This is a genomic window from Stenotrophomonas sp. AG209, assembly GCF_003550055.1.
GTDB lineage: Bacteria > Pseudomonadota > Gammaproteobacteria > Xanthomonadales > Xanthomonadaceae > Stenotrophomonas.
In genome coordinates this window covers 773,063-793,730 of sequence record NZ_QXDB01000001.1, presented here as the reverse complement: position 1 = coordinate 793,730, position 20,668 = coordinate 773,063, and the positions used below count along the sequence as shown (strand labels likewise).

Genomic DNA, 20,668 nt, shown 5'->3' with positions numbered 1-20,668 from the left:
GGATGCTGCCAGGACTGGAAATGATGGCGTGCCCGGAGATGGCCGTCTCGATGGATGTGATGCAGCACGTCATCAACGTCGAATCGTCGCGCAATCCCTACGCCATCGGCGTGGTCGGCGGCGCACTGGTGCGCCAGCCCAAGGCCTTGGATGAAGCGCTGGCGACGGTGCGCATGCTGGAAGAGAAGGGCTACAACTTCTCCATCGGGCTGGCCCAGGTCAATCGCTACAACCTCGGCAAGTACGGCCTGGATTCCTACGAGAAGGCCTTCCAGCAGTGCCCGAACCTGCAGGCGGGTTCGCGCATTCTCGCCGAGTGCTACAAGCGCTCCGGCGGTGACTGGGGCAAGTCGTTCAGCTGCTACTACTCGGGTAATTTCGAGACCGGCTTCCGTCACGGCTACGTGCAGAAAGTCTATGACTCGATGCGCCGCGGGCAGCAGCTTGCCAGCAATGGTGTTGCGCCGATCGACGTGGTGAGTCGCGGTGAACGCCGCAGCATGAAGGTCGAGCATCATCCGCAGTTGGCATCTCCGGCGCAGGCCCGCATCGTTGCGCAGTCCAATGGTCCGGTGTACGTGCCGTCGGAAGACCCGGCACGCGCGTATGTCGTGTATCCCTCCACCGGTGCGATGGCGCGGGGCAGCCTGCTGAACATCGCCGACCAGGCACTGTCCAAGGTAGTGCTGGGTTCGGTGGACCGGATGATGCAGCCGCAGGCGCAGCCCACCCAAGGGGCCGCCTATCCGCAGCAACAGGCCAGTGGCATGCCGCAGCAACTGCCTCAGCAGGGTGCTGCGCAGGCGATGGCCATGCCGCAGCAGTTGCCAGGCGCTGCCGGCGCCGGCAATGAGGGGCCCGTGATGCTGCGGCCCTGGAGCGAGCGCAACCAGCCTGTCGCCGGTGGCGACAATTCATTCAACGCACCGGTGCAGGCTGCGCCGGCGCAGCAGATTCCCGCAGGGGATGCGGCCTTCGTGTTCTGACGAAGTCGTGGTGCGGCCAGTCCCCCGGCTGGTCGATTCAGTTGTGTTAGTCCATCAACAAGGAAATCAATCCATGAAGCGATCCAATCTCGACCTCGTCCAGGCCCAGCGCACGCTGAAGACCCTGCTGATGGCCACGATCTTCGTTGGCGCACTGTTCGCCCCGCAGGTGTTCGCCACCGGCACCGACTTCGGCGGCACCGACAAGAAGGTCTGCGGTTTCTTCTCCAACATCAACGGCCTGCTGAACATGGCCTCGATCGCCGTGGTGACCATCGCGGTGATCTTCGCCGGCTACCAGATCGCCTTCGCGCACAAGCGCATCGGTGACGTCGCGCCGATCCTGATCGGTGGCGTGCTGATCGGTGCCGCTGGCCAGATCGCGCGCATGCTGCTGGGCGAGGGCAGCGACGGCAAGTGCACCGGCGGCAGCACGACGTACTACCTGATCAACAACGCGATCCAGTACTACAGTGCATAAGAACGTCCTGTTCCGCGGTTGCACGCGTCCAGCGATGTTCCTGGGCGTGCCCTACCTGCCATTTTTCATGGTGGCGGGCGGGCTGTTGCTCCTCAGCGTGTACACGAACTTCTGGTTCCTGCTCACCATTCCGGTGGCGATCTTCATCATGCGGCACATGGCCAAGCGTGACGAAATGATCTTCCGGTTGCTGGGCCTGCGCCTGATGTTCAAGCTGAAGGTGCGCAACGTGCCGGAACACGATGGCATGTGGGTGTTCAACCCCAATCACTACCGCAACAAGCCGGCCCGAATGGATTGAGGTCCGGATCCGGCCTGGCGGGCGTTCTCGCCCGCCAGGTCTCTTGAAACTCCTTGGCAGTACCTCTTTGGAAGCAGTCGTATGTTCAGCCCTGACACCTCCATCAGTGAGTTCATCCCGTTGTCGTCGCATGTCGCTCCGAACGTGGTCAAGACCACGGGCGGCGACTACCTGATGACCTGGCATCTGGAAGGACTGCCGTTCGTCGGCCGTGAGGAGTGGGAGCTCGAGCATCGCCACAACACGTTCAACCGCCTGCTGCAGACCCTGCGCGCACCGGACTTCGTCAACGTCGCTTTCTGGGTGCACGACATCCGTCGCCGCCGCACGCTGAAGGGCAAGAGCAGCTACAAGCAGCGCTTCAACCAGGACGTGTCCGACCAGTACATGGGCATGTTGTCCTCGCAGCGCATCATGCAGAACGAGCTGTACCTGACCATGATCTACCGCCCGGTGGTGGCCGGTAAGCGCTTTGTCGAAAAGTCGGCGAACGTAGACAAGCTGCGCGCCGAGCAGGAACAGGCGGTCGAGAAGCTGATGGAACTGGCCGGCAACGTCGAGGCCGTGATCCGCGACTACGCGCCGTATCGCCTGGGCATGTACGAAGCCAAGAACGGTGTGGTGTTCTCGGAAACGCTGGAGCTGTTCGGCTACCTGATCAATCGCATCGATGAGCCGGTGCCGGTGCTGTCGGCGCCGATCAAGGATTACCTGCCTGTCAGCCGCCACATGTTCTCGGCCAAGACCGGCGATTTTGCGATCAACACCCCCAATGGCGCCAACCATTTTGGCGCCATCCTGAACATCAAGGAGTATGCCGAGGGGACCTACCCGGGCATCCTCAACGGCCTGAAGTACCTGGATTACGAGTACGTCATCACCCATTCGTTCAGCCCGATGGGGCGTCAGGATGCGCTGAAGGTGCTCGACCGCACCAAGGGCATGATGATCTCCTCCGGCGACAAGGCGGTCAGCCAGATCGTCGAGCTGGACCAGGCCATGGATCAGCTGTCGTCGGGCAACTTCGTGCTGGGTGAATACCACTTCATCATGGCGGTCTACGGCGACACGCAGGCCAAGCTTTCGCAGAACGTCGCCTCGACCCGTGCCGAGCTGTCCAACGCCGGTTTTGTGTCGACCAAGGAAGACCTGGCGGTTACCTCGTCCTTCTATTCGCAGCTGCCGGGTAACTGGCGCTACCGCACTCGCCTGGCCAATGTCAGTTCGCTGAACTTCCTGGGCCTGTCGCCGCTGCACAACTTCGCCACCGGCAAGCAGCACAACAATCCGTGGGGCGACTGCGTCACCACGTTGCAGACCACCAACGGCCAGCCGTACTACTTCAATTTCCACGCGACCCATCCGTCGGAAAACTCGCTGGGCGAGAAGGCGATCGCCAACACCATGGTGATCGGCAAGTCCGGTACCGGTAAGACCGCGCTGATCAACTTCCTGCTCAGCCAGGTGCAGAAGTACGAGCCGTCGCCGACCATCTTCTTCTTCGACAAGGATCGCGGCGCGGAGATCTTCGTGCGTGCCTGCGGAGGCAACTACCTGGCCCTGGAGAACGGCGCGCCGACCGGCTTCAACCCGTTCCAGTGCGAGAACAACGAAGCCAACGTGCAGTTCCTGGCCGACCTGATCAAGGTCTTGGCCGGCAAGCGTGAGTACAGCGCCCGCGAGGAAGAAGACATCTATCGCGCGGTGGAAAGCATGCTCGATACGCCGATGCACCTGCGCAGCATGACCAACTTCCAGAAGAGCCTGCCCAACATGGGTGACGATGGCCTCTACGCGCGCATGCGCCGCTGGACCTCGGGCAATTCGCTGGGCTGGGTATTCGATAATCCGATCGATACCGTTGACCTGAGCAAGGCCAACATCATCGGTTTCGACTACACCGACATCATCGACAACCCAGAAGTCCGCGTGCCGGTCATCAACTACCTGCTGCACCGCCTGGAGTCGCTGATCGACGGCCGTCCGCTGATCTACGTGATGGACGAATTCTGGAAGATCCTGGACGGCGAAGGTGGCCTGAAGGAGTTCGCTAAGAACAAGCAGAAGACCATCCGTAAGCAGAATGGTCTGGGCATCTTCGCTACGCAGAGCCCGGAGGATGCGCTGAAGAGCGATATCTCCGCCGCCCTGATCGAACAGACCGCCACGCTGATCCTGCTGCCGAACCCGAACGCCAGCAAGAGCGACTACATGGATGGCCTGAAGCTGACCGAGGCCGAGTTCAATGTGGTTACCGCCTTGGACGAGCGCTCGCGTTGCTTCCTGGTCAAGCAGGGTCATGCGTCCAGTGTCTGCCAGCTCAACCTGCGCGGCATGGACGACATCCTGTCGGTGATCTCGGCGTCGACCGACAACATCGACATCATGCATCGTGTCCTGCAGACCGCCGCCGTGCGTGCACGTGTGACGGTGGATGAGCTGACGCCGGAACAGTGGCTGGAAGATTTCTACAAGAACCGCAAGGGCTCCGGAAAGCCCGCATCCAACAGCAAGGAGGTTGCAGCATGACTGTCGCAACAGACGTGAACGCAGCAAGCCCTTTGAATTCGATGGAGAAGAACATGGAAACCACTGCCCGTACTGCCAAGACGCCGAGTGCAGTCTCCCGGCTCCGTTCCACCGCCATGGCGATTTCCGTCGCCGCATTGCTCAGCTTCCCCGTGAAGGGATACACCATCCCGGTGGTTGAGGTTGGCTTGAATACCTTCAACAGCACGCTGACTGAGGTCCATACGCTTGCCGCTCAGGGGGAAGCCTTGCTCGAGTACAGTACCCAGGCGCAACGGTTTCTGGAAACAACTCAGAACTGGGCGCAGAAGCTGGCGAAGTTCAATCAGATCATCGCCTCGCCACTGATGCCTCAAGGCGTGAAGCTGGAGCCGGTTCCGCTTGAGTGGAATGTCGCCGAGCGCTGCGGCGCCGGCAATATCATGAGCCTGAGCGGTATCCTCACTGCGTTGGACTTGAGCCCGGGTGGGGACATCGTGGCCCAGCAGCGCAACATCTGCGCTGCAATCCAGGTCATGGAGAATCAGAAGTACAACGAGACCGTGGAAGTTGTGCAGAAGACGATGCCCGACATGCGCAGGGTGCTGGACAGGATCAAGGATATCCGTGATCTGTGGAGCGGCGAGGGTGCGATGGCAGAGGCCTCCGCGAATGCAGTCGTTTCTGATGCCTATATGCAGGCAGATTTTGCGACCTGGGAAAAGAAGACTGAAGGGTATGACAAGCAGATTCAGGCGCTGACCAAGATGCAGCAGATTCTTGCGCAGCGCGCATTGAAGGGTACCGGCCAGTCACCTCTCGGTACCGTAGTGAAGGCCGCGGCACTGAAGGCAGCGCTCTCCAACTGATTAGACGCTGCTCCGGTCGAGCTGCAATCACATTCTAGGTGAAGTTATGGATCTTGGGCTGATGGATGGCATCTTGGGGCAAGGCCCCCTGCACATGCTGCAGAATCTGCACGCGTCATCCTCAATTGGGGACTTTGTGTTCTTCCGGCTTATCCTCGATTACCTGCATAAGGAAATCGCGGAGTACGGCGTCAAGCTGCTTGGACGCATGATGGCGTGGGTCGGTGGCATTGCACTGACTCTCATGACGCTCTGGGTGCTGATTCAGGGTTTCCGGATCGCCACCGGTCGCAGCCGCGATTCGATGATGGTGCTCGTGACCAACATGGCCAAGGCTGCGCTGATCGTGTCGGTTGCCACGACCATGGGTATGTTCGGTCGCGAGATGCATGGCTTTCTCATCAATGACGTGAAGAACGAGATCACTTACGTCGTGACCGGGAAGAAGGACTCACCGGAGGATCTGATCGATGAGAACCTGGGGTACATGCAGCTGGCGCTATCCAGCGTTGACGCGCTGGACGTGATGAGTGACGTGACGCTGGACAACGCGAAGACCCGTGCCATGTGGTTCATTGGTATGGGCACGGGTGGTCCGGCAGTCACGGCTGGCTCAATGCTTCTGCTGTACGAGGTCGCGCTGGCGTTGTTCATCGGCCTGGGGCCACTGTTCATCCTGTGCTTGCTGTTTGACCAGACCAAGCAGCTGTTCCAGAAGTGGCTGCTCTACGGCATAGGCACGATGTTCTCCATGGCGGTTCTGGCAGCCATGACCGGCATTGCGATGAAAATGGTGTCCAAGGTTGCGTTCGCCTTTTGGGGAAGCACGTTGACGGGTACGCTGATGGGTGAGAATTTCAGCGAAGGTATGTCGAGCATGGCGCTGCAGCAAGGCGGCATGGGCCTGATCCTGACCACTCTGATCCTGACTGCGCCCCCAATGGCGGCGATGTTCTTCCAGGGAACATTGGGCAGCTTCATGGCATATTCGCAGATAGGCGGTAGTGCGGTGCCGGCATCGCCGGGCCCGAATGGTCAGCCGCCGGGTTCGACGGGCGGGCAGAGCTATAAACCGAGTTCGCCTTCTGTGACGCAAGCTGATGCTGGTGGTGTGGGGCAGGTGGTCAGTCCACGATTGCATGGCGCAGGCGATTCGGTGCCGTCAGCCTCTGGTCTTAGGGGGAATGCGAATTCCGGTGCCGTCTAGCTGGTCCAATGAGAAGGGAGTGAGAACAGTTTTATGAATGGAGCAAAGCAATGGGTGATTCTTCTCTTCTTTCTTCTCGTCTCATTGACCGAAGTTGCGTTCGCTGAAGGCAATTGTCCGCCAGGGTACTACCCAATTGGAGGTCAGGGCGCCCGAGGTTGTGCTCCCATTCCAAGTGGCGCACCGAGTAGCACATCGAGTGGCGGGATTTCCGAATTGCCCGCAAACTCTCCTACTGGGCGATGGACCAAGACATGGGGGGCGATTGCTGAATCGAAAGCAACTCAGGACGCGGGCACCTCTGTCGGTAAGCGATCCAAGGGGGAGGCTTCTCGTGAGGCAATCTCAAAATGCAGATCAGCTGGTGCTGCTGATTGTTCGGTTAGCTTCACGTATCAAAATCAGTGTGTCTCGTGGGTCATTCCAAGGGGGCGTTCTGGCGCGGGCCGTGCTGGGATTGGAGCTGGTCCCACGCCCGAAAGGGCCAAATTCAACGCGCAAGCCATGTGCAAAAATGATCAGCCGGGATATTGCGAAGAGATCTATTCGGACTGCAGTAAGCCGATATTTGATGAATTCTAAGTTGCAGGCTTATGTCGAGCCCTGATATTTCGGTTCATTGATGTGACCGGCATCGCGATGAGGATGGTGTCCAAGGTTGCGTTCGCCTTTTGGGGGAGCACGTTGACGGGTACGCTGATGGGCGAGAATTTCTGCGAAGGTATGTCGGGCATGGCACTGCAGCAAGGCGGCATGGGCTTGATCCTGATCACGCTGATCTGACTGTGCCCCATCGGCGGCGATGTTCTTCTAGGGAACATTGGGCAGCTTCATGGCATATCCGCAGATAGGCGGTAGTACAGTGCCAGCATCGCCGGGCCCGAATGGTCAGCCGCCGGGTTCGACGGGCTGCGGGCAATACAAGCCGAACGCACCGGCGACTCACGAATCTCAATCGATGGGTATAGGCTCTGCAGTCACTCCGAGATTGCAGGGTGCCTTTGACTCTCCGCCACCATCGTCTGGGCTTAGAGGAAATGCGAATGGCAGCGCTGCATAGCGAGTTCGATATGCATGATAAAGATCGAGGTGGCGGGCGATGAAAATTCTTGTATCGCAAGCGATTCTCGCCAGTTCTTTGATCTTGGGCGTAGCGTATCAATCCTTTGCCGAAGGTAATTGCCCTCCTGGTTACTACCCGATTGGGGGGCAAGGGGCACGTGGGTGTGCGCCGATGCCCGGGGCCGCCAGTGGAGGTGGTACCACAGCGGAGATTCAGCTTGCCAGTCCTACTGGCAAGTGGGTGCGAACCTGGGGGGGCGATAGCGTCTTCCAAGAACACTCAAGATGCAGGAGTGTCGACGGGAAAGAGAGTCAAGGAGCAAGAGGCTCTTTCCAAGTGTGCATCGGGAGGCGCGCGTGACTGCAAGGTCGATTTGGCCTACTTCAATCAGTGCGCTTCTTGGGTCGTTCCAAGTGGGCGTTCTGGGGGCGGGCAGTCGGGCGTGGGCGGTGGGCCCACGCCGGAGCGAGCGCTATTTGCGGCCCAGTTAATGTGCAAGAATGATCAGCCAGGAAAATGTGTGGAGTTCTATGCCAGCTGCACGAAACCGATTTTTGAGGAGTTCTAGTTCTCTTCAATAGTTAATTGATAGCCTTGGAGATTGCAACGCCGAATAGCCGCTGGTGGGCGCTATTAGCGATTCGCCTTCTACGAGCGATAGGACGCGAGGGGCGCCACGTGGGGTGCTGTACCGCGTTAGGACTCAAGCGGCAGCGCCGTGTGTGCGTCATCGGGCGACTGGAGTTGCCAGCGTCTTTGGGTTCAATTGGGGGCATTCAGGTCCTCTGATTCGGAGCCAAATTCGTGCGGTGGGTGCTTTTAGTGCTCACATCATGGGTGTCGAATCTCTGCGGCAGGCGCGATTGTAAGTAGTAATTTCCCATTTGGCGGGCGAAGAATCGCCATGGCGGGCTAAGGGGTTTTAATATGTGTTCCAGGGCTCGCTATGCGCTCTGATGGAGCGCAATGTAAAGTGGCCTGCTCCGCTTGTTCTAAGCCGATCTATGAGATGGAGGAAATGTCAATCGCGGTACCGTCTGGCTGGTCCAGTGAGAAGGGAGTGAGAACAGTTTTATGAATGGAGCAAAGCGGTGGGTTATTCTTTTCTTCTTTCTTCTCTTCTTGTTGACCGAAGTTGCGTTCGCTGAAGGCAATTGTCCGCCCGGGTATTACCCTATTGGCGGTCAGGGCGCGCGCGGATGTGCGCCGATTCCGGGAGGTGCCGCTGGAAGCGCTGCCCCCTCTGAGATCCGTCTCGCAACTCCGACTGGCAAATGGACCAAGACCTGGGGGGCAATTGCGGAGTCGAAGAGCACTCAGGATGCCGGGGTTTCAACAGGGTTGCGATCCAAGAATGAGGCTGAGCGCGAAGCAGTTTCAAAGTGTGGGGCTTCAGGTGCCCGAGACTGCACAGTCAGCATGAGCTATTTCAATCAGTGTATTTCCTGGGTCATTCCAAGTGGGCGATCCGGTGCCGGGCGTGCGGGACTTGGGACAGGGGCTACCCCCGAGTTGGCGCATGTCGCGTCGGAAGCAATGTGCCGCAATGATCGCGCAGGACGATGTGAAGTGTTCTATTCGAACTGTACCAAGCCATTGTTTGATGAATTTTGACCAAGGGCGTGCGGCAAGGAATATCAGAGCAATGGCATACCAGGAGACGCGCGCGCCGGTCGAGTCAATGCGTTGCCTGAGTGCCCCAAGCGGTCAGCCGAGCACGAATCTCCCGAGCATGGCAGCGGTCCTGCATCGGCAGTCGCCAGACAGGCTGCGCGCCTGATTGCACGAGTGGCCTCAGCCAGACGCCGCACCGCAAAGAAAAGAACAGTCGCATGGTGGCCAATATCGCCCACTCTTGGAGCGCGATCGCCGCTGGCAGTGCGCCGAAGGGCTCCGCGATCCATTTGGGGTTGAACGAGCGTGATGCACGTGACACCGCGGTCAGTCAGTGCGGAGCAGGTGACTGCAAAGTGGTGGCTGCTGTCACGCTTGGCCAGTGCGCCGCAGTGGTCCGTGCCCGCAGTAGTGGCAGTGACGTTGAGCAGACCTATTCTGCAGTGGCCGGGACACTGCCCGAGGCGGAGGAAAAGGCAGTGGGAGAATGTATCGATGCCGATGCGAAAGCCTGTTCTCTGCTACTCAACAACTGCACGTGAGGCTACAGGCGATTTGGGGGCGTTGCGCCGCCTTCGACCGTCTTGCTTCGTGGATGCAGCCCCGAATTTTGTGACTGGTAGCGCCATTTCAAGCTTTCGATCTTCGACGCAAGCGACCTCCTCGCGCTAAGCTCTCTTGGCGTCAGAAAAATGACGCTTCGGCGCTACCGATTGCAGGAGCTTTCCCGTCCATGAGGACCCTGTCCCCCCGCTCAATGGGTGACGCTTGCCACCGTCGCTGCCACGGTGCTCCCGGAGCTATCATCCGCATCTGCAGGGTGACTGGCGCGACTGGGCAACGCCACTATGCCTGCCTACGACGCGAGCATCGGCGAGACGATATTGAAGGAGTGGGAGGGGATGGAAGACAGGGCTGGCGCACACATGGACGATGCCCTGGCATTTGTTCCGTCCGGTGCGAACCTGCTGGAAGCCGTCAGGGGCGAGCTCAACGGCGATGGCATCGAGTATCAGCTGCTGGTCATCGATCAGCCGACGCCGGAAGGGCTGGTGCCTGGCCAGCACGGACCCAACCGGGTGCTGCTGTTGCTGCGCGGTGACGGGCGCGGGCGCTGGCAGCTGGCTGCGCGCAACGACAAGCTGGTGCCGTGTTCCACCCGAGGTGGCCTGGCCGGCGATCCTTTTGCGTATGCAATGGTCGAGGAAGGCACCTTCAGCGTGATCACCAACGGCGGTAGCCGCGAGCGCTGGAGCAGCACCTACCGGTTCCGCTATGCGCCCGCGGACAAGGCCTGCTGGGTGGACGGGGTGAGATGCAAGGTCGTGGATATCGAGACCGAAGCGACCAATGTCCGTGATTACTCGGTGGCGGAGCTGGGCAGGGTGCGGTTCGAGGACTTCGACCCGTCCAGTGTCGCCGAGGTGTCGCTTCCATGAGCAAAGCTCCAACCGGCGGAAGGGAATCCGCGCTGATGAAGATTCAGGAGTTGCACCGTGTCGCAGGATAGAGAGTCGCAGCTGTTGCGGCAGGCCACGGAGGCCGGCATGACCTCGTCCCGGGAACTGGCCAACTTCATGGCGCAGGCCGGGCACGAGTCCCGTGGCCTGAGCCGGCTCAATGAAAGTTTCAACTTCACCCGGGGTATCTCGCAGATCCCGGTGGAAGCGGCGTGGCGCAATGGCAATGGCGCGCTTGAGAGCGCCCGCCAGGAGGCGCTGCGTGGGCGGCCGGAGAACCTGGCCGAACTGATGTATGGCGGGCGCATGGGCAATGACGCGCCCGGTGACGCACTGAAGTATCACGGACGTGGCTATCTGCCGCTGGTCGGCAAGGAGAATTACGAGCGTGCCGGCAAGGCGCTGGATCTGGACCTGGTGAATCAGCCGGAACTGGCTGCGCAGCCCGAGCACGCAGGCCGTATTGCGGTCTGGCAGTGGCAGACGCGGGTACCCGAGGCGGCGCGCGAGGATGTGCGCGAAGCGACGCGTGCGATCAACGGCGGCCTGAACGGTATCGAGGCCCGCCAGCAGAGATTCGATGTGTGGCAGCAGAAGCTGACGCCTGATGTGATGGCGCGGCTGGAGCGGGGCGAAGTCGGGGCGCCGGCCCAGCAGGCCACCGTGCGCGACATGTCGCAGCCGGGCGAGCCGGGACACGGCCTGTTCCAGGGGGCGCGCCAGCACCTGCAGCAGATGGGACCGCAGAGCGGATTGCGCAGTGGGCAGGAGCTTGACAATGCCGCCGGCGCACTGGCGCTGAGCGCGCAGAAGGCCGGGATGTTGCGCATCGATCACCTCCTGGCCGGCAATGATGGCCGCACGCTGTTTGCGGTGCAGGGCGCGCTGGGCGATCCGGCCATGTTGCGCGCATCGGTCGATCGCGAACAGGCGGCGCAGCAGCCGCTGGCGCAGAGCAGCCAGCAGTTGGCCGCCAGCGTTGCGCAGCAGGACCCGGCGGCTGCGCTTGCCCGCGAGCACGAGCAGCGTTCGCGATCCCTGTAACACCTGACGCCGGCGGGCGGGGTGCCCGCTGGCGATCTACGTACGACGCGTGGCGCCCCCGTGGCGCCGACATGGAAACCCACTTGTAAGGACACCACATGCGAATCGTTCCCTCGAATGCCCGGCACGCCGCTGCCCGCTGCAATGCATCCATGCGCCGCCTGCCGCCGCTCTGGCTGCTGTCACTTGGACTTGCCGCAGCGTCGGCACAGGCTCAGGAGGCGGCGGCACCCGCCGTGGAGACGCCCCTCGCTGCAGAGGCAACCGTTGACGCGCCTGCAGGGGCGGCGCCCGTTGCAGCACCCATGGCGGCCGAAGCTGTGGTCGTGGCACCGGCTCCCGAAGTACCGGTTGCCGTGACACCTCCTGCGACACCTGTGGTGGACGCGCAACCGGCGCCGACTGCGGAACCGGCGCCTGCGCCCGTTCCGCCCGCAGCGGCGGCGCCTGTGGCTGCATCGCCTGCCGTCGTCGAACCAACGGTCCCGGCGGTAGCGCCGGCACCGCCTGCATTGGCCATCGTGCCGTTGCCGCCCGAGCAGGCGACCGAGCGTGCGCTTGGTGCCCGCTGCCCGGTGGATCTGGCCGGGCGCCTGGCGACCCAGGGCGACCTGCTGATCGGCGCCTGCCAGGGCACGATGCCGGCGCATCTGGCTGCGATGCTGGTCGCGCTGCCCCAGCAGGACATCCACCTGCCGCGCAGCTGGCGCGAGCGAGAGGTACAGCAGAAGGCCTGGTTCAAGGCCGTGCCGGGCTACGGCCAGCGCCCGGACTTCATCGTGCGGATGGGTGACATCTGGGTGCGTTCGCTGGAAGGGCGCGACGCCGACAGCACGTTCTATCTGGTGTCAGCGCCGTTCACCTGCAGCGACCGGGTCGCCAACCCCGATGAGTACGGCGCGGAGCCGGTACGTGTGCCAGCGGGTGACTGCCGCGAGGCCTATATGGCCCAGCGCGTGTACCAGGTGCGTGGGGACGCCGCGCCGAGGGATGTGACCGCCGATGCCATGCCGGCCATGCCCCAGGTGACGGAGGCTGAACGTGCGCGCCAGCTGTCGCGCGAGGGCCGGATCAGCCTGGACCACAGCAAGTTGCAGTACGGTCCGGCCATGCGCTGGTTCGTGCAGTACCCCGAGTCGGCGCAGAAGGGCAGTCCGCGTGCCTACAGCGACTGGAACCGCGAGCACATCGCGTTCGTGGTCTGGACCGGTGATCGCTTCGAGCTGCGAGAGAAGGTGGCGCGTGCGCAATGGCCCTGCGATCCGGTGGCACCAGGCGATCGCGCCTGTGGTGGATTCCCGGATTCCGGGCCGGATCTGTTCGTGACCGCCAATGGGTCTGGAGCGATCGCAGCCTCCAGCCCCTGAGGCGCGGTGTCGAGCTGAAGCGGGAGCCGGAATGACCGGCTCCCGTGCTGTCCGTCAGGCCTGCAGGCTGCGAGTCTGATTCTGCTGCTGCTCCAGCTGTTGGTCGCGCTCCAGTTCAAGGCGCTGGCCTGCGGCCTGCTGGTCGATGCGCTGGCTGCTCTGTTCCAGCGGTGTGTTCATTGCTACCGCCGTATCCACCGACACGCGCAGGTGGGCGGGATCACCGCCCTGGCCCTGCACGGCGAAGCTGCGCGAGGCATCGGCATTCATCACCACGTCGTCGATGCGCTTACCGCCTGCCGCGTGCATTTCGGCAGCCAGGCTGCCTGCCAGCTGCGTGCTCATTACGTCCGGCACGCGTCCGACGCGCACGTCCTGCGCGTGCACGCCGCGGATCGCATCGTTGAACAAGGGATTGCCAAGATGGTTGGCATCGTCCATGCGCAGCATGCTGGTGTGATGGCCGTTCTTCTCTGCTTCGCGGCGTGCCGGCTCACCGGGCTGCAGCGGGCCGCGGATATGGTCGTACAGATCGACGGCGCCGCCCGGAATGCCGCGTGCCGCGCGGGTGACACCACGACGCAGTGATTCGACATCGTCGCGGTACTCCTCGATCATCCTGGCGTTGTCTTTTGCCAGCTTCTGCGTTTCCGGATGTTTCAGCACTGAGCCGTCGCCGAGGAAGTTGCCCAGCTTGTGCGCGCCGAACGAGCTTCCCGCCGCGACGAGCGGGCTGTCCGGGATGAGGGCGCGCATCGGGTGATTGCTGAAGCCGTTTGCGGCGAGTGTCTTGATCTCATCCGGCTTGGCATAGATGCGCACCTGGCCGAAGTGCGGCGAGGCCGAGCTGACCGGATCGGAGGCCATGACGTGGTTGATCATGGTGTTGCCGCCTTCCGGGATGCGGTAGCTGAGGCTGACCGCGCCATAGGCGTTGAAGGTCTCGCCCTTGACGTTGAAGTGGTGCGAGGTGATCTGGGCCAGGGCGCCGCCGAGAGAGTGGCCGGTGACGGTGACCTGGGGGGCGGGTACACCGTTCAAGCGCGATTGAAGCGCGACGCCTTCAAGCGTCCTCTGTGTCAAGGCAATCGCGTCGGGCGCCTGCACGTTGGTGCGCGCAACCACCATGCCGCCATCGGTCAGAATCGCATCGCGAGCTATCTGCTCGGTGCCACGATGCGCAATGACGATCTCTTTGCTGTCTACGCGCTGATAGACAGTACCTTGATAGCCGTTGAGACGATTGTTGACATGCTCAAGTATCTTGTACTCATGGCCGTTTAACGTGACCTTCTCTTCCTGGCCGGGTTCACGTCGGCCGACGGCCCGATCCTTGTAGGCGTCATCAGATAACGCGGCGTAATCCTGGGAGGTGATGGTCACGGCGCCACCTCACTTGCGGAGAGGGTGATCGTAAACAGCTTGTCCTGAAGATCAGGGGCGTAATTGCTGCGATCGGGCTCGCCGCTGGCGGGGAAATTCGGAACGCGATCTGCCTTCGGATAGACCAGATCCGGATAGTAGAGCGTATGCGCGCCACCTTCGGTCAGCGGCTTGGCGTCAACGAAGGTGAGGAAGCGGGTCTCTTCTTCAGCGCCCGTTGCCTTCAGCATTGCCCCGGCACCGGTGAACTCCCACTTGCACACGCCACGACCGTAGTAGTCTTCATCCAGCATGCGGTCCACATACAGCGTGCCCCGGTACTCGCCATCGGCGACCTTGCGCAGCTCCACTGGCTCCTGGCTGGTAATGCGAGCAGCCGTACCGGTGGCTGGCTCGATGTGGCCGCACTGGTCTTCGTTGGTGACGTCGTACTGAGCCACGCCCTTGACCAGAGCGAAATCGCCGGGGGCATCCTTCAGGCGCAGCACCAGTTCATAGGCCTTGCGCGGGCTGGGGTTGAGCTTTGCGAGCCCGCGCCCACCCTGGGCGACATCGGCTTCAGCAGCGGCACGTTCCTGGTTCATGGCGGTCTCCGGATGGCAGGCGGTCAACAGAAGCAGAGCAAGGCACGGAATCATCTTGTGGCGCAATGTCGGCCTCCTTGGGGATAGAGGTAAATGTGACACTGGCAGTTCATGGCGCGAGCTTCTGCACAGTGGTGGTGGTCGAGAACAGCGCGTCGCGCAGCTCTTCTTTGTACGCTGACGGATCTTCCTTGCCACTTGCAGGATAGTTGGCAGCAAGTTCGGCGCGAGGATAGGCAGCCTTCGGATAGTAGAGAGTCAATGGCGATTCGGCGTTCATGCGTTCCTTTCTGAAATACGTCAGGAATCGCGTATCCGCCTTGCCGGTCGTGGCGCGCAGCATCGTGCCAACACCCGTCAGCGACCAATGGCAGACGCCACGCCCGTAGTAGTCCTCGTCCTGCATACGGTCGAAGTAGAACGTGCCGCGATACTCGTTCTCGCCGATCTTGCGCAGCGTGACGGGCTCTTGGCTGGTGATGCGGCCCGCAGTGCTTGTCGCGGGTAAGATCCGCCCACAATCTGCGTAGTTGCTGGCGTCATACTGGGCCACGCCCTCAACAATCGCGAACGGGCCCGGTGCGTTCTTCAGTGTCAGCACCAGCTCATAGGCCTGCTTCGGGGCCGGGTTGAGCTTGGCCAGGCCGCGTCCACCCGCGTCGACGTCACGCTCGGCATCGGCGTACGGCGAGCACGCCGCCAACGGGAGGAGGGTGAGCAATGCCAGCAATGGCCGTCCCCTGTGTGCGCGGTGTGCTACACCCATGGCCCGATCCTGCATCGTGCGTCCATGTCCATATATCCTTCCTGGGTGGCAGGTTTCTCGATTATGGAGCGTGCCGGGAGCCCTGTGCCACCCCTCGAGACGGATTTTTGACGCGCCCAGGGCGAGCCGCGCCGGCAGATCGCTTGCCGCACAGGGCATCCCATCGTCGCGTTGGCTCTGCTGCCGGACGCAGGTTCGTAGCTGAATCCGTGACGGAAACCGATCATTCACATGTCCATCACTTCATCAAAGGCGTTCTCCTTGAACTGCACGATCCGCCCCGAAACCCGCGAAGACCACGCGGTCATCCATGCACTCACCGAGGCGGCCTTCCGCGAAGCCCCGCACAGCAGCCACACCGAGCAGTTCATCGTCGACGCGCTGCGTGCACGCGGAGAGCTGAGCATTTCGCTGGTCGCCGAGCGGCAAGGGCAGGTGGTCGGCCACATCGCGCTGTCGCCGGTGACGATCAGCGATGGCAGCACCGGCTGGTTTGGCCTGGGGCCCATCTCGGTGCTGCCCGGATGGCAGGGGCAGGGCATTGGCGCGGCGCTGATGCACGCGGCGCTCGACGCATTGCGTGAGCAGGGTGCGCAGGGCTGTGTCTTGCTGGGGGAGCCCGCGTATTACGGACGGTTCGGGTTCCGCGCCGAGCCGGGCCTGGTGCTGCCGGGTGTTCCGCCAGAGTACTTCCAGGCGCTGTGCCTGCGGCCGCCGATGGCGCAGGGCGAGGTGAGCTATTCCACGGCCTTTGAAGCCACCGCCTGAGCATGCGGGAGGTCAGGGCGCACGCCAGACGGTGGGCTCGGGTTGCGGCTTGGGAATGCGGTAGCCGCCGATGTGTTCAAGCAGTTCATTGGTGCGACGCTGCTCGGCCAACAGCTCGCGCAGCAGATTGCGCACCGCGAAGATCGCGAACGGCACCAGGATCCATACCAGACTGATTCCCAGCGCGAACAGGGTCAGCAGGGCTCTGCCACCGTCCATGCACGGCACTCCTCTCCGAAAGCAGCCACGCTAGCACGTGGCTGCTGCCGATGGATGTCAGGCGTTGTACCGGAGATGGATCAGGGGATACGGACGGCCCTGCGAATCGAGCGGTGAGCGGCCGGTTTCGACGAAGCCCATGCGGACGTAGAAGCCAACGGCCTGCGCGTTCTGTTCGTTGACGTCGGTACTCAGCTGCGGATGCAGGGCGAGTGCGTGCTGCAACAGCTGCCGACCGATACCAGTGCCGCGCACGTCGGGATCGATGAACAGCGCTTCCATGTGTGTGCCGTCGATCAGCATGAAGCCCAAGGGCCGATCCTGCGCATCGACGGCAACGGTCATCGGCGCCTGTGGCAGGAAGGCAGCCACTTCGGCATCGATGGCCTGACGGTCTTCGGCGCTGAGGAAATCGTGGGTGGCGTCGACGGCGCGGCGCCAGAGGTCGACGAGGGCGGTGCCGTCGTCGGCGCGCGAGGGGCGCAGGGTGGTCATGGGTTCACCAAGGTGCTTGACAGGAATGCGCAGTATGAAGTTTTCCGGCGGCGCCTGCAGAAGTGGATTCACCCGGTGTGGCGATGGCGGATGAAGGGGCTGTAGGCTGTGGCCTCTGCGCGCAGCACCACGCCGTCCTCGAAATCTCCGCTGTCGTTGAAAGGCACGGTGGGCCACTGCGGCCATTGCGCGAGTCGTTCGCAGTAGCAATCGGCGGCCGCAGCCAATGCCTCGTCGTGCGCCTGCACGCGCTCCGGTGCCAGCCCGGAACGCACACCATGCACCACATGCGGTTCCATCACGTCGAAGCCGACGTAGCGCAGGCTGTACATCAACGGCCACAGCAACAACCGGGTATCACCCTCGCGGCCGTCGACGGCGCAGGCCCGTGCCGATGAGCCGGTGGTGATGCTCAGCAACGCGCGCTTGCCGCGCATCACGCCGTGCTCGTGGCGCTGGCGGCTGTTGTACATCGGCCCGTAGACCAGCACGCGGTCCAGCCAGCCCTTGAGGATGGCCGGTGCCGCGAACCACCACAGCGGGAACTGCAGGATCAGCAGGTCAGTGGCCTGCAGCAGCTGCAGGTGGCGGCGCACGTCGGTGGGCAGAAGATCATGCTCGGCGCTGTGGCGTTGTTCGCGCTGGGCATCGAAGCGTTCGCGCTGCAGGCGCTGAGGATGGTGGTATGCGGCTTCCAATGGATCGAAGCCTTCCGCATACAGATCGATTGCCTCCACCTGCACACCGTCACGCCGCAGCTGCTCGGCGGCCTGCGCGGCCAGATGGGCGTTGAACGAGCGGGGTTCGGGATGGGCAAGCAGGATCAGGGCGCGCATGGGGCGAGGTGTTGGGGGAGTGTGCGACCATCCTCGCGATGCCGGAGTGCCCCGGCAATTACGCACCTTGAGGTAACCATGGCCTATCCGGGCGATGTCTATGCCGCCGATTGCTCGGCACGCGATGCGCTGGCGCTGATCTCCGGCAAGTGGGTGATGCTGCTGTTGCCAGCGTTGGCGCAGGGCCCGCAACGCAACGGCGCACTGCTGCGGAAGATCGAAGGCATCTCGCAGAAGGTGCTGACGCAGACCCTGCGGCAGCTGGAGCGCAACGGCCTGGTGGAGCGCTGCGATCTGGGGAGCAAGCCGCTGCATGTCGAATACCGGTTGACCGAGGTTGCGCGCAGCCTGGTAGACACCCTGACCGCGCTGGACCGTTGGGCAGAGCACAATTTCCCGGCGCTGGACGCCGCCCGCGAGCGCTTCGACGCGCGTTAGCGGCGCCTGCACGGCCCCGGGCGTACAATGCGGCCCCGGCGGCCATCCTGGCCCTGTAGACACGCGAGAACCGCCATGACCGATGCCCTGGGTGTACCGGTGCACGACGCCGATGAACGCTGGATGCGCCATGCGCTGGCGCTGGCCGAGCGTGCGCAGCGCGAGTTCGACGAGATCCCGGTCGGTGCGGTACTGGTGAGCGCCGATGGCCAGCTGCTGGGCGAGGGCTGGAACCTCAACATCGCCTCGCACGACCCCAGTGCGCATGCCGAGATCGTAGCCATGCGCGCCGGTGGCAGGTTGCTGGCCAACCACCGGTTGCTTGGCAGCACCCTGTACGTGACCCTGGAGCCCTGTGCGATGTGCGCGATGGCGATCGTGCATGCACGCGTCTCGCGCCTGGTCTACGGCGCCAGCGACCCCAAGACCGGGGCCTGCGGCAGCGTGTTCGACCTGCTCGGCGATACCCGCCACAACCACCGCGTCGAGATCCACGGCGGGGTGCTGGCCAAGGAGGCCAGCATGCGCCTGACCAACTATTTCCGTGCCAAGCGTGGCAAGCCGCCGCTGCTGCTGGAAGACCATGCCGGCGAGGCCTGAGGGGCGAACGGGTATGATGGGCGCCTCTTTCCTTCACCGGTAGGCCGCGCGCCTGCCCAGCAACGAGGCGACACATGGCGGACAACGGCGCGGCCAACGAACGACTGATCTGGATCGACCTGGAAATGACCGGGCTGGATACCGACAACGATTCGATCATCGAGATCGCCACCGTGGTCACCGATGCCCAGCTGAACGTATTGGCCGAAGGTCCGGAGTTCGCCATCCACCACCCGCTTGAAACCCTGGAAGCGATGGATGAGTGGAACCGCAACCAGCATCGCCGTTCAGGCCTGTGGCAGCGCGTGGTGGACAGCACCACCACCCTCGGCCAGGCCGAGGCACAGACAGTGAACTTCCTGGCGCAGTGGATTCCGGCCGGCCTGTCGCCGATGTGCGGCAACTCCATCTGCCAGGACCGCCGCTTCCTGCACCGCCAGATGCCGCGCCTGGAGAAGTACTTCCACTACCGTAACCTGGACGTGTCCACGGTGAAGGAACTGGCCAAGCGCTGGGCGCCGAACGTGGCCGCTGGCGTCGGCAAGAACAGCAATCACACCGCGCTGAGCGACGTGCACGATTCGATCGCCGAGCTGCGCCACTACCGCCAGTTCATGGGCGCGCTGTCGGGCCTGCCGACCTCTTGACCGGTAGCGCCGGCCGCTGGCCGGCAATCCCACGGGGGCGGCCCCCTTTCCAGCGGAAAGGGCCCTGACTCCCGCGACGAACCGTTCAACCATCCGGCGCTAAGATCAGCGCCATGAACGAGCCCATCCTGCTTCCCCGCGACATTGCCCACGACGCCCGCGACTGGTCCGACCTGCAGCGGGCGGTGGCCTTGCTTGAAGCGCCGACCCTGACCGCGCGCATGGCCAACCTGGTCGGCACGCCGCTGGAGTTCGCGGTGAAGGCGCTGCCCAAGGCGGTCTCCGGCCGCATCCACGGGGCGGTGCAGGCGGCGCTGTCCAAGTCGGCGCAGGCGGCCCTGTGGAGCATGGACAACTCACCTGGCAAGGGAGCGTCCACCCGCTGGCACAAGCTGGCGGCAGCCACCTCGGGTGCGGTCGGCGGGGCCTTCGGCTTCGCGGCCTTGTTCATCGAGCTGCCGGTGTCGACCACCATCATGATGCGCGCGGTGGCGGACGTGGCCCGCAGCGAGGGTTTCGACCTGTCCGAATTCAGCACCCGCCAGGCCTGCCTGGAGGTGTTCGCGCTGGGCGGCAACTCGCCGCGCGATGATGCCAGCGAGACCGGCTACTACCTGGCCCGCGGCTTCACCACCGACGTGATGCGCCATCTGTCGGCCGAACTGGCCGGGCGCGTGGTGACCGGCCGCGACCTGACCCTGGGCGTGGCGCCGAAGGAAGCTGGCAAGCTGCTGGCGAAGATGGTGGAGAAGGTGGCGGCGCGCTTTGGCGTAGTGGTTACCGAGAAATTCGCCGCGCAGGCGGTGCCGATCGTCGGTGCGGCCGCAGGTGCAACACTGAATACCATGTTCACCGATTACTACCAGGACATGGCGCGCGGCCACTTCATTGTGCGTCGGCTGGAGCTCAAGTACGGGGAAGACGTGGTGCGCAGCTGCTATGACCGCGTGGCACATGGCGCGGTCAAGATTGAGCCGACGCTGTAATCGGTACTGGGGTCAGAGTCCTTTGCGTTGCAATGGGATCCGACCC

At 62.9% G+C, this 20,668-nt stretch carries 24 protein-coding genes and 1 pseudogene; 19 read left to right on the top strand and 6 right to left on the bottom strand.

Annotated features, from left to right (window positions below):
* Positions 1-14: 14 nt before the first annotated feature.
* The 14 genes and pseudogenes from DFO63_RS22430 to DFO63_RS03630 form a co-directional block, all read left to right on the top strand.
* Positions 15-479, top strand: a pseudogene (locus DFO63_RS22430) (lytic transglycosylase domain-containing protein); the annotation flags it as partial.
* A gap of 580 nt (positions 480-1,059) precedes the next feature.
* Positions 1,060-1,467: a TrbC/VirB2 family protein gene (locus DFO63_RS03690; protein ID WP_049444299.1), complete on the top strand. Its 408-nt coding sequence runs from the start codon at positions 1,060-1,062 to the stop codon at positions 1,465-1,467.
* Positions 1,460-1,768 carry a VirB3 family type IV secretion system protein gene (locus DFO63_RS03685; protein WP_080347493.1) on the top strand — a complete coding sequence of 103 codons (309 nt, stop codon included), beginning with the start codon at positions 1,460-1,462 and terminating at the stop codon, positions 1,766-1,768. Before DFO63_RS03690 ends, DFO63_RS03685 begins: the two co-directional genes overlap by 8 nt.
* 81 nt (positions 1,769-1,849) lie before the next feature.
* A complete protein-coding gene (locus DFO63_RS03680; RefSeq protein ID WP_101765721.1) occupies positions 1,850-4,297 on the top strand; it encodes a VirB4 family type IV secretion/conjugal transfer ATPase in 2,448 nt (815 codons plus the stop codon).
* Positions 4,294-5,145: a hypothetical protein gene (locus tag DFO63_RS03675; RefSeq protein ID WP_101765720.1), complete on the top strand. Its 852-nt coding sequence runs from the start codon at positions 4,294-4,296 to the stop codon at positions 5,143-5,145. The genes DFO63_RS03680 and DFO63_RS03675 overlap by 4 nt, the downstream gene beginning before the upstream one ends.
* 61 nt (positions 5,146-5,206) lie before the next feature.
* Positions 5,207-6,352: a type IV secretion system protein gene (locus DFO63_RS03670; protein ID WP_119006458.1), complete on the top strand. Its 1,146-nt coding sequence runs from the start codon at positions 5,207-5,209 to the stop codon at positions 6,350-6,352.
* Positions 6,353-6,385: 33 nt separating this feature from the next.
* Positions 6,386-6,934, top strand: coding sequence for a DUF4189 domain-containing protein (locus tag DFO63_RS03665; RefSeq protein ID WP_223224465.1), 549 nt, complete (start codon positions 6,386-6,388; stop codon positions 6,932-6,934).
* Positions 6,935-6,976: 42 nt separating this feature from the next.
* A complete protein-coding gene (locus DFO63_RS22300; RefSeq protein ID WP_223224464.1) occupies positions 6,977-7,135 on the top strand; it encodes a hypothetical protein in 159 nt (52 codons plus the stop codon).
* A 437-nt stretch (positions 7,136-7,572) separates the two neighbouring features.
* Positions 7,573-7,983, top strand: coding sequence for a DUF4189 domain-containing protein (locus tag DFO63_RS22295; RefSeq protein ID WP_310648402.1), 411 nt, complete (start codon positions 7,573-7,575; stop codon positions 7,981-7,983).
* A gap of 506 nt (positions 7,984-8,489) precedes the next feature.
* Positions 8,490-9,029, top strand: a complete 540-nt coding sequence (locus DFO63_RS03650; protein WP_119006457.1) for a DUF4189 domain-containing protein — start codon at positions 8,490-8,492, stop codon at positions 9,027-9,029.
* 218 nt (positions 9,030-9,247) lie between these two features.
* Positions 9,248-9,571 carry a DUF4189 domain-containing protein gene (locus DFO63_RS03645; protein WP_101765717.1) on the top strand — a complete coding sequence of 108 codons (324 nt, stop codon included), beginning with the start codon at positions 9,248-9,250 and terminating at the stop codon, positions 9,569-9,571.
* A 360-nt stretch (positions 9,572-9,931) separates the two neighbouring features.
* The gene (locus tag DFO63_RS03640; RefSeq protein ID WP_101765716.1) at positions 9,932-10,468 is read left to right on the top strand and encodes a hypothetical protein; all 537 of its coding nucleotides are present in this window, start codon (positions 9,932-9,934) and stop codon (positions 10,466-10,468) included.
* Positions 10,469-10,525: 57 nt separating this feature from the next.
* Positions 10,526-11,533: an XVIPCD domain-containing protein gene (locus DFO63_RS03635; RefSeq protein ID WP_101765715.1), complete on the top strand. Its 1,008-nt coding sequence runs from the start codon at positions 10,526-10,528 to the stop codon at positions 11,531-11,533.
* Between the two features lie 521 nt (positions 11,534-12,054).
* Positions 12,055-12,900: a hypothetical protein gene (locus tag DFO63_RS03630; protein ID WP_233490786.1), complete on the top strand. Its 846-nt coding sequence runs from the start codon at positions 12,055-12,057 to the stop codon at positions 12,898-12,900.
* Between the two features lie 54 nt (positions 12,901-12,954).
* Here DFO63_RS03630 and DFO63_RS03625 read toward each other — a convergent pair whose 3' ends face one another.
* Genes DFO63_RS03625 through DFO63_RS03615 form a run of 3 tightly spaced genes read right to left on the bottom strand, consistent with a single transcriptional unit; the run spans position 12,955 to position 15,633 of the window.
* A complete protein-coding gene (locus DFO63_RS03625) occupies positions 12,955-14,283 on the bottom strand; it encodes an XVIPCD domain-containing protein (RefSeq protein WP_119006456.1) in 1,329 nt (442 codons plus the stop codon).
* The gene (locus tag DFO63_RS03620; protein ID WP_119006455.1) at positions 14,280-14,933 is read right to left on the bottom strand and encodes a hypothetical protein; all 654 of its coding nucleotides are present in this window, start codon (positions 14,931-14,933) and stop codon (positions 14,280-14,282) included. The genes DFO63_RS03625 and DFO63_RS03620 overlap by 4 nt, the downstream gene beginning before the upstream one ends.
* Positions 14,934-14,976: 43 nt before the next feature.
* Positions 14,977-15,633 (bottom strand): hypothetical protein, encoded by a 657-nt coding sequence (locus DFO63_RS03615; protein ID WP_259337397.1) that lies wholly within the window; start codon positions 15,631-15,633, stop codon positions 14,977-14,979.
* 261 nt (positions 15,634-15,894) lie between these two features.
* Here DFO63_RS03615 and DFO63_RS03610 point away from each other — a divergent pair, with 261 nt between their 5' ends.
* Entirely contained in the window at positions 15,895-16,401 is a 507-nt protein-coding gene (locus tag DFO63_RS03610) for an N-acetyltransferase (RefSeq protein WP_049444279.1), read from the top strand.
* A gap of 12 nt (positions 16,402-16,413) precedes the next feature.
* Here the strand turns inward: DFO63_RS03610 and DFO63_RS03605 are convergent, their stop codons facing one another.
* From DFO63_RS03605 to DFO63_RS03595, 3 genes are all read right to left on the bottom strand, one after another.
* Positions 16,414-16,620: a hypothetical protein gene (locus tag DFO63_RS03605; RefSeq protein WP_049444278.1), complete on the bottom strand. Its 207-nt coding sequence runs from the start codon at positions 16,618-16,620 to the stop codon at positions 16,414-16,416.
* Positions 16,621-16,677: 57 nt separating this feature from the next.
* Positions 16,678-17,115, bottom strand: a complete 438-nt coding sequence (locus DFO63_RS03600) for an acetyltransferase (RefSeq protein WP_049444276.1) — start codon at positions 17,113-17,115, stop codon at positions 16,678-16,680.
* Between the two features lie 68 nt (positions 17,116-17,183).
* A complete protein-coding gene (locus DFO63_RS03595) occupies positions 17,184-17,951 on the bottom strand; it encodes an NAD(P)H-dependent oxidoreductase (protein WP_119006453.1) in 768 nt (255 codons plus the stop codon).
* 78 nt (positions 17,952-18,029) lie between these two features.
* Here DFO63_RS03595 and DFO63_RS03590 point away from each other — a divergent pair, with 78 nt between their 5' ends.
* The 4 genes from DFO63_RS03590 (at position 18,030) to DFO63_RS03575 (ending at position 20,622) form a co-directional block, all read left to right on the top strand.
* On the top strand, positions 18,030-18,389 hold the full coding sequence (locus DFO63_RS03590) for a helix-turn-helix domain-containing protein (RefSeq protein ID WP_014037629.1): 360 nt from the start codon (positions 18,030-18,032) through the stop codon (positions 18,387-18,389).
* Positions 18,390-18,464: 75 nt separating this feature from the next.
* The gene (tadA, locus tag DFO63_RS03585; protein WP_119006452.1) at positions 18,465-18,989 is read left to right on the top strand and encodes a tRNA adenosine(34) deaminase TadA; all 525 of its coding nucleotides are present in this window, start codon (positions 18,465-18,467) and stop codon (positions 18,987-18,989) included.
* Positions 18,990-19,063: 74 nt separating this feature from the next.
* Entirely contained in the window at positions 19,064-19,636 is a 573-nt protein-coding gene (gene orn / locus DFO63_RS03580) for an oligoribonuclease (RefSeq protein WP_119006451.1), read from the top strand.
* A 113-nt stretch (positions 19,637-19,749) separates the two neighbouring features.
* The gene (locus tag DFO63_RS03575; protein ID WP_119006450.1) at positions 19,750-20,622 is read left to right on the top strand and encodes an EcsC family protein; all 873 of its coding nucleotides are present in this window, start codon (positions 19,750-19,752) and stop codon (positions 20,620-20,622) included.
* Positions 20,623-20,668 lie beyond the last annotated feature (46 nt).

Coding starts and splice junctions, on each gene's coding strand:
- DFO63_RS03690 (WP_049444299.1), top strand. CDS start 1,060: ATGAAGCGATCCAATCTCGACCTCGTCCAGGCCCAGCGCACGCTGAAG.
- DFO63_RS03680 (WP_101765721.1), top strand. CDS start 1,850: ATGTTCAGCCCTGACACCTCCATCAGTGAGTTCATCCCGTTGTCGTCG.
- DFO63_RS03675 (WP_101765720.1), top strand. CDS start 4,294: ATGACTGTCGCAACAGACGTGAACGCAGCAAGCCCTTTGAATTCGATG.
- DFO63_RS03670 (WP_119006458.1), top strand. CDS start 5,207: ATGGATGGCATCTTGGGGCAAGGCCCCCTGCACATGCTGCAGAATCTG.
- DFO63_RS03665 (WP_223224465.1), top strand. CDS start 6,386: ATGAATGGAGCAAAGCAATGGGTGATTCTTCTCTTCTTTCTTCTCGTC.
- DFO63_RS03650 (WP_119006457.1), top strand. CDS start 8,490: ATGAATGGAGCAAAGCGGTGGGTTATTCTTTTCTTCTTTCTTCTCTTC.
- DFO63_RS03645 (WP_101765717.1), top strand. CDS start 9,248: ATGGTGGCCAATATCGCCCACTCTTGGAGCGCGATCGCCGCTGGCAGT.
- DFO63_RS03640 (WP_101765716.1), top strand. CDS start 9,932: ATGGAAGACAGGGCTGGCGCACACATGGACGATGCCCTGGCATTTGTT.
- DFO63_RS03615 (WP_259337397.1), bottom strand. CDS start 15,633: ATGGGTGTAGCACACCGCGCACACAGGGGACGGCCATTGCTGGCATTG.
- DFO63_RS03605 (WP_049444278.1), bottom strand. CDS start 16,620: ATGGACGGTGGCAGAGCCCTGCTGACCCTGTTCGCGCTGGGAATCAGT.
- DFO63_RS03600 (WP_049444276.1), bottom strand. CDS start 17,115: ATGACCACCCTGCGCCCCTCGCGCGCCGACGACGGCACCGCCCTCGTC.
- DFO63_RS03595 (WP_119006453.1), bottom strand. CDS start 17,951: ATGCGCGCCCTGATCCTGCTTGCCCATCCCGAACCCCGCTCGTTCAAC.
- DFO63_RS03590 (WP_014037629.1), top strand. CDS start 18,030: ATGGCCTATCCGGGCGATGTCTATGCCGCCGATTGCTCGGCACGCGAT.
- tadA (WP_119006452.1), top strand. CDS start 18,465: ATGACCGATGCCCTGGGTGTACCGGTGCACGACGCCGATGAACGCTGG.
- orn (WP_119006451.1), top strand. CDS start 19,064: ATGGCGGACAACGGCGCGGCCAACGAACGACTGATCTGGATCGACCTG.
- DFO63_RS03575 (WP_119006450.1), top strand. CDS start 19,750: ATGAACGAGCCCATCCTGCTTCCCCGCGACATTGCCCACGACGCCCGC.